Source organism: Butyrivibrio sp. XBB1001, from assembly GCF_000424505.1.
Lineage (GTDB): Bacteria > Bacillota > Clostridia > Lachnospirales > Lachnospiraceae > Butyrivibrio.
Map to the genome: position 1 here is coordinate 131335 of NZ_AUKA01000009.1, position 15149 is coordinate 146483.

Below are 15149 nucleotides of genomic sequence, written 5' to 3' on the forward strand. Positions count from 1 at the left end.
AATAAAAATGTTTAGTGTCCAGGTTGGAGAAATCCCACCTGGACATTTTTTCGCTACTTTTCACTATAAGAAAAAACATAGTATAATTAAAACTGCAGTAAAGTCAGAAAAAACAAGAATTTGTCTGAATACAAGATAATAGTATAGGAGGCAATAATGGAAGATCGACCTGTAGGACGAAAGAAAAAAGTTGGCGAAGGCGGTTCTGGAGTACATAAAAGAGGCGAAGGCCTTGGAGGAGGCCCGGTAGGTTCAAGTTCAGGACTTCCAGGAGGTAACGCATCATCTGGTGGAAATGGCGGCGGAATGAACAGATCTGGTGGTAGGAGCCCACTATTTGCAATTATAGTCGTACTCTTTTTGCTACTAGGAGGTGGTGGAGGCCTGACATCTCTTTTAGGCGGCGGAGGCTCTGGAGATTATGAGGAAGTTGCTCAGCCACAGTATAGCAATACCCAGACTCAGACGCAGACAACTCAGTCTCAGACATCAGATATGACGTCAGGTTATGGCGGAAGCGGCCTTTCTATGCTCAGCACCCTCCTTGGAAGCGGAAGCATGCCTTATTCAGGTGGAAATATGGCCTCAGCCAGCTGGAGCGATACACCAAACACAGGTAAACTAGATACTTCTGTTGCCTCAAATGCACGAGAAAAGAGAACAGTCATAAAGGGAAATGGCCAGGATACCATCACTATTCTGGTTTATATGTGTGGAGCAGACCTCGAGTCCAGAAGCGGCATGGCTTCCAAGGACATTCAGGAAATGCTCTCCGCAAGGCTTGGAGATAAGATAAACCTCATACTCTACACAGGTGGAGCCAAGCAGTGGCAGAACAATGTGATATCAAGTTCTACAAATCAGATTTATCAGGTAAAAGATGGAAAGCTCATTTGCTTAAATGACAATCTTGGAAGCGTTCCTATGACTAAGCCTGATACACTTTCAGGATTTATCAAGTGGGGCGCAAAGAGTTTTCCCGCAGACAGATATGAACTTATCTTCTGGAATCATGGCGGCGGCTCAACAGGCGGCTATGGCTATGATGAGAAATACCCTACAGCAGGAGCAATGTCACTTTCAGGAATAAATAAGGCCCTTAAGGATGGTGGAGTTACCTTTGATTTTGTTGGCTTTGATACCTGTCTTATGGCTACAGTAGAGAACGCCCTTGTTGTATCAAATTACGCAGATTACCTTGTGGCATCAGAAGAGACAGAGCCAGGTGTGGGCTGGTACTACACAGACTGGCTGACAGCACTTGGAAGCAATACTTCCATGGAAACAATAGAAATAGGCAAAAATATTATTGATTCCTTTACAAGTGCCTGTGCTCAGACCTGCCCTGGACAGAAGACAACACTTTCACTTATTGACCTTGCAGAGCTGTCACAGACAGTGCCATCTGAACTTGCGGATTTTTCCAAGGATACCTCAGAAATGATAAAGAGTAACGAATACTCAGCAGTATCCAATGCCCGCAGCAGTACAAGAGAGTTTGCATCATCCTCCAGAATCGATCAGGTAGATCTCGTGGATTTTGCCAACAGGATTGGAACAGATGAGGCAAAAGAGCTGGCAACTGCCTTAAAGGGATCCATTAAGTACAATAGAACAAGCACAAATATGACAAATGCATATGGCCTTTCAATCTACTTCCCATACAAGAAGGCCTCAAAAGTAGATTCTATGGTTGGAACCTATGAAGATATTGGAATGGATGAGGAATATGCAAAATGTATCCAGAATTTTGCATCATTAGAAGTCGCAGGACAGGTTGCTGCAGGCGGAACAGGTAGCCCTATGGGATCTCTTTTTGGAGACCAGACATTTAGCCAGGGCAGCGGAGTTTCATCGGCGGATATGATATCTCAGCTCCTCTCAACCTTCCTTTCAAGTGATTTTAGTAGCATATCCGGACTTACATCATCAAACAGCAGCTTTATTGGCAAGAATCTGGATGTTGAGCAGGCGGCGCAATATATAGCTGCCAACCAGTTTGATCCTTCAGCACTTATATGGACAACCAATGCTGAAGATTATACCTGCATAACTCTTTCACCTGATCAGTGGAAACTGGTACAGGATTTAAAGCTTAATCTGTACTACGATGATGGAGAAGGCTATATAGATCTGGGCTATGATACAACCTTTGAGTTTGATGAAGAGGGTAACCTCATGGCACCAGACGATAAAACCTGGCTTTCTATAGATGGTCAAATAGTTGCATTTTATGTGATCGATGTTCAGGGCGATGATAGTAGCTATGCCATAACTGGTCGCGTACCATGCGAGCTGAACGGAGAGAGATGCAACCTTATCCTGGTATTTGATTCTGAAAACGAAGACGGCTATGTTGCCGGAGCTTGCTATGACTATGTAGAGGGTGAAACAGAAACAATCGCCAAGAACCTCACAGAAATTCAAGAGGGCGATACCATAGACTATGTATGTGATTACTACAACTATGATAAATCTTTCCAGCAGAACTACTATCTGGGAGAACAGGTTGTAGTAGACAAGGATATGTCAGAAATGGAGATAATAAATCTCCCTGTAGGCGAAGGCAAGGTATATGCAACATACTGCTTCACAGATATTTATGGCCAGAAATACTGGACACCTACACTTACATATTGATTGTAGGATGAGATAAAAAGATATTATAATTAAGCCCAGGACAGTTATTTGCCCTGGGCATATTTTTTGAAGGAGTATCAAGGTGGAAGAAAAAACAAGAGATTTTCTGGCGGGAAGAGTTCGAGACCTGGCAGGAAGAGCATATATGAATGGCTTTGTGACACATACTGATTTTTTATCAGTGTCAGAGCTTGCCATGTTTTATCAGATATTAGCTGCAGAGGGAGTGCCTTCGAATGTTCATGAATACTGCGGCGCAAGGTATGTAACTTATGGCGGAATAGATGATGCAGAGAGAAGAATGATCTGTTTTTTGCCGGATTATATGGATGAAGAAAGCTTTTTACTATCTGAAAATGCTGAAAACAGCGTATGCAAATGTGTTCATGTGACACCACTTAATAATAAATTTGCAGATGATCTTAATCATAGGGACTATCTTGGAAGTGTTATGAATCTAGGTATAGAGCGTGATCAGATTGGAGATATTCTGGCAGGAGACAAGGAAGCATTCATTTTTGCAACTCCCGATATTGCTGAAATGATGGTAAAAGAGCTTATCAGGATCCGCCATACCTCTGTTAAATGCCAGATAGTCAATGCTGCAGAATGTAATATAGAGCCAAAATTTGAAGAAATATCAGGAAGTGTTGCCTCAGAGAGAATTGATGCAATCCTGGCCTTTGTGTACCATTTGTCCAGATCAGAGGCTCAAAAGCTTATAGAAAGCGAGTCTGTTTTTATAGATGGAAGGACGGCTTATAGCGGTGGATACGATCTTAAAGCAGGTTCAAGGGTGTCAGTTAGAGGCCACGGAAAATTCATATACCTTGGAACAACAAATACTACCAGAAAAGGTAGGCTTTTTGTGACGGCAAGAGTATTCAGATGAGCTGATGCTAATGAAAGTATATTAAAATATAAAGATTTATGGAAAAAGAAGAAAGGATCAAGCGCAATACCATACGCTGACCCTTTCTTCTTTTTGTATTGTTTATGTAAATTAATGTGTAAGGAGAATGCAAAAATCAAAGGAGAGAAGCAACACACTCAGAAACCTTCTTCATGTCTGCTGTGGGCTCAAAACGAGCAACAACATTACCTTCTCTGTCTATTACAAACTTAGTGAAATTCCACTTGATATCAGGATTATTCTTGTAATCCTTGTCAATCTTCTTGAGCATTACGCTCATTGCAAGTGCTGCAGGACTCTTACCAAAGCCCTCGAAGCCCTTCTGCTCCTTGAGGAACTTGTAAAGAGGAAGCTGGCCCTCGCCGTTAACATCAGATTTTGTCATCTGAGGGAACTTTGTATTGTAGTGGAGCTGGCAGAATTCATGAATCTCCTCATCTGTGCCAGGAGTCTGTCCAGCAAACTGGTTACAAGGAATATCAAGAACCTCAAAGCCCTTCTCATTAAACTCTTCATACATAGACTCAATGTCCTTGTAATGAGGAGTAAAGCCGCAACCTGTAGCTGTATTAACTACAAGAACAACCTTGCCCTTAAAAGTCTCCATTGAAACCTGATTGCCCTGAGCATCAGTGACAGAATAATCATAGAATCCCATTTCTATTACCTCCGAAATAAACTATTTAACATTTAATTATTAACAGCGTTCAATTTACTTAAATTATATTGCGCGCAATCTAAAATGTCAATAGAAAATTTAAAAATATTGCAAAAAACAAGTTGGCATTTTATAGTTGTCTTATGAAAAATTACATTGTTTTTGACCTGGAATGGAATCAGGGAGAGGCACCAGTAACCGAAAACGGCAAGACTCTCATATTTGAGATTGTAGAAATAGGTGCCGTAAAACTTAATGAAAAAAAGGAAAAAGTAGGCGAGTTTTCAAGACTTATAAAACCGCAGGTTTTTAAGCAGATGCACAGGATCACAGGAAAACTTATCCATCTTACAATGGAAGACCTTGAAAAAGGAGGATCTTTCCAGGAAGTTGCATCTGAGTTCTTAAGCTGGTGTGGAGAAGGCGCTGAGTTTTGCAGTTGGGGACCATTGGATCTAACAGAGTTCCAGAGAAACCTGGATTTCTTTGGCATGCCTCTTTTATCTGACAGGCCCATAGCCTTTTACGACGTGCAGAAGCTCTATTCCCTGGCCTTTGATGACGGCAAGTCCAGAAAGAGTTTATCAACAGTTGTTGATGAGCTAGGAATGGAAAAGGACATACCTTTTCATAGGGCATTAGCAGATGCAGAGTACACAGCCAGAATCTTTAAGAGACTAAATGACAAGGTTTTGCAGAAGGTTTCTTTTGATACTTATGTAACCCCTAAGACAAGAAAACAGGAGATAAAAATCACCTTTGATAATTACTTTAAATATATTTCAAGGGAATTTGATACCAAGGAAGACATCCTGGAAAATATAGAAATAATGAGCACCAAATGCTATATCTGTCACAGGAACATCAGGCGTAAGGTCAAGTGGTTTACACCAAACAGTAAACACTATTATTCTGTGGCGTATTGTGAGCTTCATGGTTTTATGAAATCCAAAGTCAGGATAAAGAAAGCTGAAAATGGCAGGTTATTTGTGGTAAAAACCTGTAAGTTTATTCCGCCTGAAGATGTGGAAGCCATGAAGATAAAACAGAGAAAAATAAAGAAAAGGCCCGTGGATTAAAATCTCACGTGGCCTTTTTTATATTCTTTCTTTCTTCTGCGATAGCGCATCCTGTCGCTCTTACTGGTGTATTTGTGGCTAAAGTGGACTCTGGTGATAACAGAGCAGATCAAAGTTGTAAGTAAAACGAAAACCACTGCAAACACGAATAGATATTTAACATTAATGTAAGTTGTATGAGTATGGGATGAGCCGCCTCTGGATCCATCAGAGCTACTACCCTCATAGCACAAAAGTGCGTTTCCTATTGGAACATCGTTAAAAGTGTAGATAACCTTGGCTAGAGCATTTGGATTAACCGCCAGATCATTTTGCGTAAGGTCATAGGATACAGTGTAGGTTGTGTCTTCTATAGATGAGGTCTTAGGAATAATGATCGTGCTATTCTCATCAAGGCTTAAAATGGCGCCGGATTTGCCGAACACATCATGCTCTGATTCAAAGAATAAAGAATCATTGGGCATATATCGGCTGTCATTCTGGGAAACATTTATAGCCTCAAAATTATTAAAACCATAGTTAAAAAGAACTGCTGTGTCAGTAAACTGAGAAGGGGATTCTTCCTTTAAAACAACGCATATAAGCTTGATTCCATCTCTTTCTGCGCAGGTTACAAGAGTTTCTCTGGCCTGGTCAGTGTACCCCGTCTTGCCACCAACTATTCCGTCATACTTAACTTCACCTGTGATCAGCTTGTGCTTGTTGTTTAAATAGAAGTCATCAGGCTGAGTGTCTGTTGCTGTAAAATGATACCTGGGAGTATTTCCAACCTTGCACAAAAGTTCATTGTCAAAAAAAGCTCTGGCTATCAGAGAAAGATCATATGCACTTGTGTAATGATCATCTGTCTGAAGCCCGTTAGGGTTACTAAAGTGAGTATTAGTGCATCCAAGCTCTTTGGCTCTTTTGTTCATAAGAGCAACAAATTCATCGATGCTGCCGCTTACATGTTCTGCTACAGCATTGGCAACCTCGTTGGCACTTCCAACCATGATTCCATAAAGCGCCTGCTCAAGCGTGATCGACTCGCCTACATCCATTCCAATAGAGGAACCATCTCTTGGTACGCTGAACACGGCATCATTTGAGAATGTGATCTTGTCGCCAAGGTTGGCATTTTCCACAGCTAAAAGACAAGTCATTATCTTAGTAGTACTGGCTGGGAAAAGTTCTTCGTGGATGTTCTTGGAATATAAAATAGTTCCGGTCCTGGCATCCATCAGTATAGCAGCTTCAGCCCCAATTGCAGGCCCTTCCGGCCAGCCGCTTGTCTCATTACTCTGTATGGGCAGCTCTTTTCTGGCTTCTGCCTCTGCCTGGAAATCTACAGTCTCTGCAAGCGCTGTCAGACGGAGCCCCCATAGGCTAATAAAGATAAGAAGACAGCCTAAAGCCGCGCGGTATTTGGTTTTTCTTTTGCAAAAGAAAAATAAGTGTCTCATAGTATATAGATAATACAATACTTTCCAAGTGGTCGCAAATGTTGTAAAATTCTCTTATAAGATTTATAGGTAGGATGAGAAATGCGTTTAAGAAATATTGCAGGTTCCAGAGAAGTTATTGCTGACAGTAAGTACACTGTCAAGAATCCAGAAACAAAAAAAGGACTCTGGAAAAAAGAAGTATTTGGTAATGACAACAAGATTCATATTGAAATAGGAATGGGGAAGGGTAGATTCCTGATGGATCTTGCAGAACTCAATCCAGATATCAACTATGTTGGAATTGAGAAGTATTCCAGTGTACTTCTTAGAGCAATTCAGAAGCAGGAGGAGAGACAGCTTCCTAATGTTATTTTCATAAGGATGGATGCTGAGAATATCACCGATGTATTTGCTCCTTCAGAGGTTGATAAGATCTACCTCAATTTCTCTGATCCGTGGCCCAAGGACAGACATGCCAAGAGGCGCCTTCCTTCCAGAGAGTTTTTGGGACGCTACGACCAAATATTAAAGAAAGATGGTGTTGTAGAGTTCAAGACTGACAACAAGGACCTTTTTGACTTTGCTGTGGAAGAGGTAGAACCAGCAGGCTGGACCCTTGACGCAGTAACATATGATCTTCATAATGACCCTGTTATGAATGAGGGCAATGTAATGACGGAATATGAAGAGAAATTCTCATCACAAGGCAATCCAATCTACAAATACATTGTTAGCAGAAAGGGGAAGTAACTTATGGACTACAGTTTAAACAGTCAGAATTTCCAAGAAGAGGTTTTAAACAGCAAGATTCCGGTACTCGTTGATTTTTCCGCAGACTGGTGCGGCCCCTGCAAGATGATGGCCCCTGTTATTGATGAACTTGCTGGAGAATATGAGGGAGAAATGAAAATTGGCAAGATCAATGTTGATCAGTCTCCTGATATTGCTCAGAAGTATAATGTTATGTCGATTCCAATGTTTGCTTTCTTCAAGAACGGAGAAGTTATTGAGACAGCGGTTGGAGCACTTAATAAGGCTAAATTACAAGGAATAATTGATAAAGTGCTGGCCTAAAGGTCAGCACTTTACTTTAGAGGTAGAAACGTTGGCGGATAAGATTACTAAATTTGAAGACTACAAGAGAAAAGACAACGTCGGGGATACAACAGATATTGATATCCAGATAGAAGACCCAATGAACTTCTTTAATGCCGAGGAGCGGGAGGAGTTCTATCAGGAGAGGCAGAAGGAGCAGGAAAGAGAGCTGGCACAGAATAGACCACCGATGCAGGAGGCGGCGCAGCAATATGCTCAGCCGCAGTATCAGCAGCCAGTGCAGCCTCAGCCCCAGTATTCACAGGATGACTACAGCCAGTTAGTAGACAATGCCTGGAACAAGGATTTGCCTGGAAATGATGGCAGGGATTATGAAGATGACTATGATCCCGATTACGATGAAGACTACGAAGATGGATATGATGAGGGCTATGACGAAGAGGAAGATTCTGAGGGAGGATTCCCAATTGAACTGTTCGTAAGAATCTCTTCTATCATCACTGGAGTTATCATTCTGGCCTTTTTGGCTATCGTTTTAAAGGTCAAGGTTTATGACAGATATCTGGCACCAGATCCGGATGAGGAGCAGGTAACAGTTTCAGAGCTTGCACTTCCTAGTGGTTATACAGAGAAAAATGACACAGTTGTAGTTACAGCTGAGATGCTCAATTTAAGATCTGTTGATAATTCCAGCAGTAAAGACACAGTTATGGGAACTGTAAACAAGGGTACGGAACTTAAAAGAGTTGCAGTGAATGCAGATAATAGCTGGGCGCTTGTTGAATACAATGGTCAGAGATTATATGCATCAATGAAATACCTTGAAGTAAAATAATGACATGGATCATCTTCTGCGGCTGTGGAGCCAGGTGTAGAACTTATCCACAGCTTCGGACAGATTGTCGCTGGTACGAGAACAGGATTCTGCGCAGCTAAGGACCTCTTCCAGAGAAGTGTTCTGTGCATACTGCGCGATTCTTTCTCCGCAGCTTTTTTCAAGTGAGCGATAATCCATATTGATCAAAAGAGTATTGTGCATCCCGCTTACGGATCTATAAAGTTCGGGATATTTTTTTTGCACAATAGTAAGTTCATCCAGAATCTGTTCACGACTCTGAATGCAGAACAAAAGATAGACTGACTCCACTATTTCTGGTGGTTCAATCTCATCCTGGTAGGAGTTATCTTCGTAGCCATCAAGGGTTGCGTAGTACTCGCAGATTTCCTGGACAAGGGAACCTACCTTGGAGTTATCATATAATTTTTGTAATTCATCAAATTTTTTTTCGCTCATAAATTAAGATTAATTGTTTTAAAAGAAAAAGTAAAGATAGGAAAAGCATATGAAAATAGGAATTTTTGATTCCGGGATAGGCGGGCTGTCCGTACTACATGAAGCTTACCACAGACTTCCGGGGCAAGAATACATATTTTACGCAGATACTGAGCATGTTCCTTATGGAACAAAGACTCCAGAGGAGATAGTTGGCTTTGCCATTGATAACGCTCAGTTTCTCATAGATAAAGGCGCAGATGCACTGGTTGTAGCCTGCAATACGGCTACAAGTGTTGCTATTAAGGAGCTAAGACGCCGTTTTGACATCCCTATCCTTGGGATGGAACCTGCTGTAAAGCCAGCTGTAGAGGGAACTGAGGAAAAAAGAATCATGGTAATAGCCACACCTGTTACCATCAGAGAAGATAAGCTAAGGGACCTGCTTCACAGGGTAGATGAGGAGCATAGAGTAGACCTTAAACCCATGCCCAAGCTAGTAGAATTCGCAGAAAAAGAGATGTTTGACACACCAGAAGTAATTGAGTATATTAGAAGCTCTTTTGCAGATTATGACGCGTCTAAATATAGTGCACTGGTTCTAGGTTGTACTCATTTTAACTATTTCAAGCCTGCATTCAGGGACTTCTTTGGTTCGGACACACTTTTGGTTGATGGTAATTTTGGCACTGTTCACCATCTTGCAGACGTTCTTTCACTTGATATGAATTCGGATCAAGATACAGAGGTCTATTTTGATGACTACCACAAGATGTTGGGGCAGTCCAAAACGGAATATTATTTTTCAAAAAAATTTATTGAAGATGAGAAAACTCTGGAACACTTGAAAAGACTGCATAATCGCCTCGAAGAGGTTAGAAAACTCTGATTTTTATAGTCTTGAAATTAACAAAATATTGTATTATTATTTAAATGTAACTACAAGATATTGTGATTTCAAACAAATTAAAATATGTTTTCATGCCAGCTTTCTGCATGACAAACATATTTTTTATGGTCAAAAACCAGTTTATATAATAGTTTTTAGTTTATTTAGAGGGGGTTCCTATGAAAATCATCAAGAGAAGTGGTAAAGAGGTTGCATTTGATGTCAGCAAGATCATTGCAGCTATTGAGAAGGCCAACAACGAGGTCACGGAGGAGAAGAAACTGACTCATGGCCAGATCATTGATATTGCCACAAGTGTAGAGAAATTATGCGCAACACTTACACGTGCTGCCAGCGTTGAGGAAATCCAGGACATGGTCGAGGATGGCCTTATGAAGGCTGGTAAGTACGATGTTGCCAGAAAATATATTACATATCGTTATAAGCACGCCCTTGTTAGAAAATCCAACACAACAGATGAGCAGATCATGTCTCTTATCGAGTGCAATAACGAAGAGGTCAAGCAGGAGAATTCCAACAAGAATCCTACTGTTAACAGCGTACAGAGAGACTATATGGCTGGAGAAGTCAGCAAGGATATTACCAGAAGATTTCTTTTGCCTGAGGATGTTGTTAAGGCCCATGAAGAGGGAATTATCCACTTCCATGATTCAGACTATTTTGCACAGCACATGCACAACTGCTGTCTTGTAAATCTTGAGGATATGCTCCAGAACGGAACAGTTATTTCTGAAACCATGATCGAGCGTCCCAAGAGCTTTTCAACTGCTTGTAACATTGCAACACAGGCAATTGCGCAGATAGCAAGCTCACAGTATGGTGGACAGAGTATTACTCTTTCACACCTTGTTCCTTTCGTGGACGTTAGCAGACAGAAGTTCCGCAAGGAGGTTGCTCTTGAGTTTGAAACTGCTGGAGTTAAGGTCAACAAGAAGCAGGTAGATGAGATCGCAGAAATGCGAGTTAGAAAGGAAATCGAGAGAGGATGCCAGGTTATCCAGTATCAGGTCATCACTCTTATGACAACAAATGGACAGGCTCCATTTATCACTGTTTTCATGTATCTTGATGAGGTTCCAGAGGGACAGCAGAGAGAAGATCTTGCGATGGTGATCGAGGAGATGCTCAAACAGCGTATTCTTGGTGTCAAGAACGAGAAGGGACAGCTTATCACACCAGCATTCCCTAAACTGATCTATGTTCTTGATGAGGACAATATCCACGAGGATTCCAAGTACTGGTACCTCACAGAGCTTGCTGCAAAGTGCACAGCCAAGAGACTTGTCCCAGATTACATATCAGCCAAGAAGATGAAAGAACTCAAGAAAGGCGATGTATATCCATGTATGGGTTGCAGATCCTTCCTGACACCAGATAGTGAAGAGAATGCTGAGGGCCTTTGCAATCAGGGCAACAAATCACATGCTCTTAACTATAAAGAGGGCGACCACAAGTATTATGGTCGTTTCAACCAGGGCGTTGTTACTATCAACTTAGTTGATGTAGCCTGCTCTTCCTACAAGAATGAAGAGAAGTTCTGGGAAATCCTTGAAGAGAGAACTGAGCTTTGTAAGAGAGCACTTATGTGCAGACACAACAGGCTCCTTGGAACTCCTTCAGACGTAGCACCAATCCTCTGGCAGAACGGAGCACTTGCCAGATTACAGAAGGGTGAGGTAATTGATCCACTCCTTTTTGGAAATTATTCAACTATTTCTCTTGGTTACGCCGGACTTTGCGAGTGTACCAAGTACATGAAGGGTGTTTCTCATACTGATCCTAAGGGAAAAGATTTCGCGCTTAAGGTAATGCAGTTTTTAAATGACAAGTGCGCAAAGTGGAGAGCTGAGACCAATGTTGCCTTCAGCCTTTACGGAACACCACTTGAGTCAACAACTTATAAGTTTGCAAAATGCCTCCAGAAGCGTTTTGGAATTATCCCAGAAGTTACTGACAAGAACTATATTACAAATAGCTACCACGTTCATGTAACAGAGCAGATTGACGCATTCACCAAGCTTAAGTTTGAATCAGAGTTCCAGGCTCTTTCTCCAGGAGGAGCTATCAGTTATGTAGAAGTTCCTGATATGAACAGCAACATCGATGCAGTAATCTCAGTAATGAAGTATATTTATGAGAACATCATGTATGCTGAGCTGAATACCAAGTCAGATTATTGCCAGTGCTGTGGTTATGACGGAGAGATCAAGATAGTTACAGATACAGACGGCAAGCTTATCTGGGAGTGTCCTAACTGCGGAAACCGCGACCAGAACAAGATGAACGTTGCTAGACGTACTTGTGGATACATCGGTACTCAGTACTGGAATCAGGGACGTACTCAGGAGATAAAAGAAAGAGTACTTCACATGAGCAATCCAAAGCTCTGATAAGACTCTTTTGAAAAATTATAATGCGTGGCTTCTGGATGAAACATAATTCTTCCGGAAATAGACACGCGGGGGATTATGAAATTGAAATAGAAACAAGAGCCGGGAGAATTGCCCCGGCTTTTGTTGTACAAGACCTGAAAGCGAATGGATGCTTGCATACAAATTCATTTGCCGGTCGGAAAGTAAGATTGTAAATATGAATTACGGACAGGTTTATTATAATGATGTGGCTAATGGAATAGGATGTAGGACAGCTCTGTTTGTAAGTGGATGTACTCATCACTGTAAGGGGTGCTTCAATGAGATGACCTGGGACTTTAATTATGGAGAGCCTTATACCAAAGAGGTTGAGGATGAAATCGTGGAATCCTTAAAGCCTGAATACATCGCAGGCCTTACTATCCTTGGTGGAGAGCCTATGGAAGTTGTAAACCAGAAGGAGATAAGGCCCCTTATAGAGCGCATAAAAAGAGAAGTTCCAAAGGCTACCATATGGATCTACTCAGGATATCTCTGGGAGGAGCTCACTGATCCTGATAACAAGAGGTGTCACAGCGAAGACACAGATGCTATCCTCTCAATGACAGATGTACTTGTGGACGGGGAGTTTATGCTTGATAAAAAGAATCTGATGCTTAGATTTAGAGGCTCTGAGAATCAGAGAATAATTGATGTAAAGGCTACGCTTGAAAAAGGAGAGGTAGTCCTGTCAAAATATAATGATAAAGACACCTCCAGACTGTAAAGTTAAACGTTTTAATTCAAAATATTCCATATTTGGTACGATGTAAGCACTTACATTGGAATATCTTTTGATATATCATGTGCATTGTAAGCAATAAGATTTCGTTGAATTTATGGATGTATTAACACTTATGCTAGGAGGCCATTATGGGAGACGAGAGATTTGATCTTTTAACCTTCGGTGAGATTATGCTTCGCCTTTCACCACCCAATTATGAACGTATGACACGTGGTGATGTGTTTGATAAGAGGGCTGGTGGCTCCGAGCTTAATGTGGCATCAGGAGTTGCACTCCTGGGACTTCGTACTGGTGTGATTTCCAGACTTCCACAGAATGCTCTTGGAACCTTTATCAAGAACAGGATCAGGTTTGAGGGCGTTTCAGATGACTATCTGATCTATGATGAGTCACCTGAGGCTCGTCTTGGAATTTATTACTACGAAAATGGCGCAGCACCACGTAAGCCATCTATTGTTTACGATAGAATGAATTCATCAATTACCAGGATCACACTTGATGAGATTCCAGAAAGCGTCTACACTTCCACCAGAATGTTCCACACAAGCGGCATTTCTCTTGCCCTTAACAAGAACACCTGCGAAGTTGCAACAGAGATGATAAAGCGCTTTAAGAAGGGCGGAGCCTTAGTATCTTTTGACTGTAACTACAGAGCAAACCTCTGGAGTGAAGAGGATGCAAGGGCAGCCATCAAGAATATTCTGCCATATGTTGATATTCTCTTTGTTTCAGAAGAGACATCAAGACGTATGATGCAGAAGGACGGCGACCTTCATGACATTATGAGAAGCTACACTAAAGAGTACCCTGTAAAGATTGTATGCACAACTCAGAGAGAGGTTATAAGCCCTCGCAAGCATAACTTTACATCTACAATCTATGATGCAGACAGGGATGAATTCTTTACTGAGAAGCCTTATACAGATATTGATGTAATAGATAGAATTGGTTCTGGAGATGCTTATGTATCAGGTGTTCTGTACGGAATGCTCAAATACAACGATGTAGCTAAGGCTCTTGCCTATGGTAATGCCACATCAAGCGTCAAGAATACTATTCCTGGAGATCTTCCAGCAAGCGATCTTCGCGAGATCGATAGTATTATCAGAAACCACCAGTCAGATGGGCCAACTAGTGAGTTGAACCGCTGACATAGCAATGCCGATTTACGTTCGCCATAACGTATTTCCTTTATAAAACCTCTAATGACAAAAGACTTGGGTGACCAGGTCTTTTAGTCATTAATGTGAAAATAGACTTCACAAAGCAAATAGCTTAGTGGAGAATTTCTTGTAAAGGGGATAATATGCACAATAGGTTCAGCGCTGCTTATTATAGTTCTTAAGTGCAGAACAAAAATATTCAGTACTTCTGTAGCATGGATAAAGAATCACATATAACAGCATTGAATAGATGGGCTTAAATCTTCAAACATCGGAATAATACATATATTTTAGCTTAATAATATTTATATCCGATGCCGGAATGACATGATAAAATATGAAGGTGAGTGCTACCAAGAGAAATGACAGGTAGGCGGTTGGCCATATCCTATAGAAAGGAGTTTTTGTTCAACAAAAATCTTGCTAAAGGAGGGCCTGCTTATGATTATTGAGATTATAGGTGCAGCTGCAGCTGTAATATCGATTTTTTCTGCCGGCGTTGCCGTAGGAAAATACATAAGTAAAAACGACCGCCCAAGCCAATGATATGTACCCAGAATCCTGGACACATGTTAAAAGTTAAGCGGAACACATGGATGCTTCCCTGTATTTAACAGGAGGCATCCATTTTGTTTTTGATTGGATCCTTCTGTTGTTATAATAATCTATGTATTCTTCTAATGCCATCTTAAATGATTCAAACGAGTCATAACAAGACTCATAGCCATAGTACATCTCATTCTTTAATCGCCCGAAAAATGTCTCCATGATACAATTATCATAGCAATTACCCTTGCGTGACATAGACTGTATGATGCCATGCTTTTTCAGTTCATTCCGGTAGTAGGCATGTTGGTATTGCCAGCCTTGGTCACTA

Annotated in this window: 14 protein-coding genes; 10 read left to right on the top strand and 4 right to left on the bottom strand. The window is 41.2% G+C overall.

Translation table 11 applies throughout. From position 1 onward, the window contains the following. The first annotated feature begins 156 nt into the window (after positions 1 to 156). Together G631_RS0109825 and G631_RS0109830 are read left to right on the top strand one after the other, a co-directional pair. Entirely contained in the window at positions 157 to 2640 is a 2484-nt protein-coding gene (locus tag G631_RS0109825; RefSeq protein WP_026489294.1) for a clostripain-related cysteine peptidase, read from the top strand. 82 nt (positions 2641 to 2722) lie between these two features. Next, complete coding sequence (locus G631_RS0109830; protein WP_026489295.1) at positions 2723 to 3532, top strand: YlmH/Sll1252 family protein; 810 nt, start codon at positions 2723 to 2725, stop codon at positions 3530 to 3532. A 136-nt stretch (positions 3533 to 3668) separates the two neighbouring features. Here the strand turns inward: G631_RS0109830 and G631_RS0109835 are convergent, their stop codons facing one another. Continuing rightward, a complete protein-coding gene (locus tag G631_RS0109835; protein ID WP_026489296.1) occupies positions 3669 to 4211 on the bottom strand; it encodes a glutathione peroxidase in 543 nt (180 codons plus the stop codon). A gap of 143 nt (positions 4212 to 4354) precedes the next feature. Between G631_RS0109835 and G631_RS0109840 the strand changes: the two genes are divergently transcribed. Further along, positions 4355 to 5290, top strand: a complete 936-nt coding sequence (locus tag G631_RS0109840; protein ID WP_026489297.1) for a 3'-5' exonuclease — start codon at positions 4355 to 4357, stop codon at positions 5288 to 5290. Here G631_RS0109840 and G631_RS0109845 read toward each other — a convergent pair. Further along, on the bottom strand, positions 5287 to 6732 hold the full coding sequence (locus G631_RS0109845; protein WP_242829086.1) for a D-alanyl-D-alanine carboxypeptidase family protein: 1446 nt from the start codon (positions 6730 to 6732) through the stop codon (positions 5287 to 5289). The two genes, G631_RS0109840 and G631_RS0109845, sit on opposite strands and share 4 nt — an antisense overlap. 81 nt (positions 6733 to 6813) lie before the next feature. Here G631_RS0109845 and trmB point away from each other — a divergent pair, with 81 nt between their 5' ends. Genes trmB through G631_RS0109860 form a run of 3 tightly spaced genes read left to right on the top strand, consistent with a single transcriptional unit; the run spans position 6814 to position 8605 of the window. Beyond that, positions 6814 to 7464 carry a tRNA (guanosine(46)-N7)-methyltransferase TrmB gene (gene trmB / locus G631_RS0109850; RefSeq protein ID WP_026489299.1) on the top strand — a complete coding sequence of 217 codons (651 nt, stop codon included), beginning with the start codon at positions 6814 to 6816 and terminating at the stop codon, positions 7462 to 7464. A gap of 3 nt (positions 7465 to 7467) precedes the next feature. Beyond that, complete coding sequence (trxA, locus tag G631_RS0109855; RefSeq protein ID WP_026489300.1) at positions 7468 to 7788, top strand: thioredoxin; 321 nt, start codon at positions 7468 to 7470, stop codon at positions 7786 to 7788. A 31-nt stretch (positions 7789 to 7819) separates the two neighbouring features. Further along, the gene (locus tag G631_RS0109860) at positions 7820 to 8605 is read left to right on the top strand and encodes an SH3 domain-containing protein (RefSeq protein ID WP_026489301.1); all 786 of its coding nucleotides are present in this window, start codon (positions 7820 to 7822) and stop codon (positions 8603 to 8605) included. A gap of 9 nt (positions 8606 to 8614) precedes the next feature. Here the strand turns inward: G631_RS0109860 and G631_RS0109865 are convergent, their stop codons facing one another. Further along, positions 8615 to 9064 carry a hypothetical protein gene (locus tag G631_RS0109865; RefSeq protein WP_026489302.1) on the bottom strand — a complete coding sequence of 150 codons (450 nt, stop codon included), beginning with the start codon at positions 9062 to 9064 and terminating at the stop codon, positions 8615 to 8617. A gap of 49 nt (positions 9065 to 9113) precedes the next feature. On the opposite strand from G631_RS0109865, the gene murI reads away from it, so the two are divergent. The 4 genes from murI (at position 9114) to G631_RS0109885 (ending at position 14260) form a co-directional block, all read left to right on the top strand. After that, entirely contained in the window at positions 9114 to 9932 is an 819-nt protein-coding gene (gene murI, locus G631_RS0109870; protein WP_026489303.1) for a glutamate racemase, read from the top strand. A gap of 179 nt (positions 9933 to 10111) precedes the next feature. Continuing rightward, a complete protein-coding gene (gene nrdD / locus G631_RS0109875; protein WP_026489304.1) occupies positions 10112 to 12343 on the top strand; it encodes an anaerobic ribonucleoside-triphosphate reductase in 2232 nt (743 codons plus the stop codon). A 199-nt stretch (positions 12344 to 12542) separates the two neighbouring features. Further along, positions 12543 to 13091 (top strand): anaerobic ribonucleoside-triphosphate reductase activating protein, encoded by a 549-nt coding sequence (gene nrdG, locus G631_RS0109880; RefSeq protein WP_026489305.1) that lies wholly within the window; start codon positions 12543 to 12545, stop codon positions 13089 to 13091. Positions 13092 to 13237: 146 nt separating this feature from the next. Continuing rightward, positions 13238 to 14260 carry a sugar kinase gene (locus G631_RS0109885; RefSeq protein ID WP_026489306.1) on the top strand — a complete coding sequence of 341 codons (1023 nt, stop codon included), beginning with the start codon at positions 13238 to 13240 and terminating at the stop codon, positions 14258 to 14260. Positions 14261 to 14851: 591 nt separating this feature from the next. Here the strand turns inward: G631_RS0109885 and G631_RS20670 are convergent. Beyond that, positions 14852 to 15149: IS3 family transposase (locus G631_RS20670; protein WP_026489307.1), on the bottom strand; the 298-nt coding region annotated here is incomplete at its 5' end.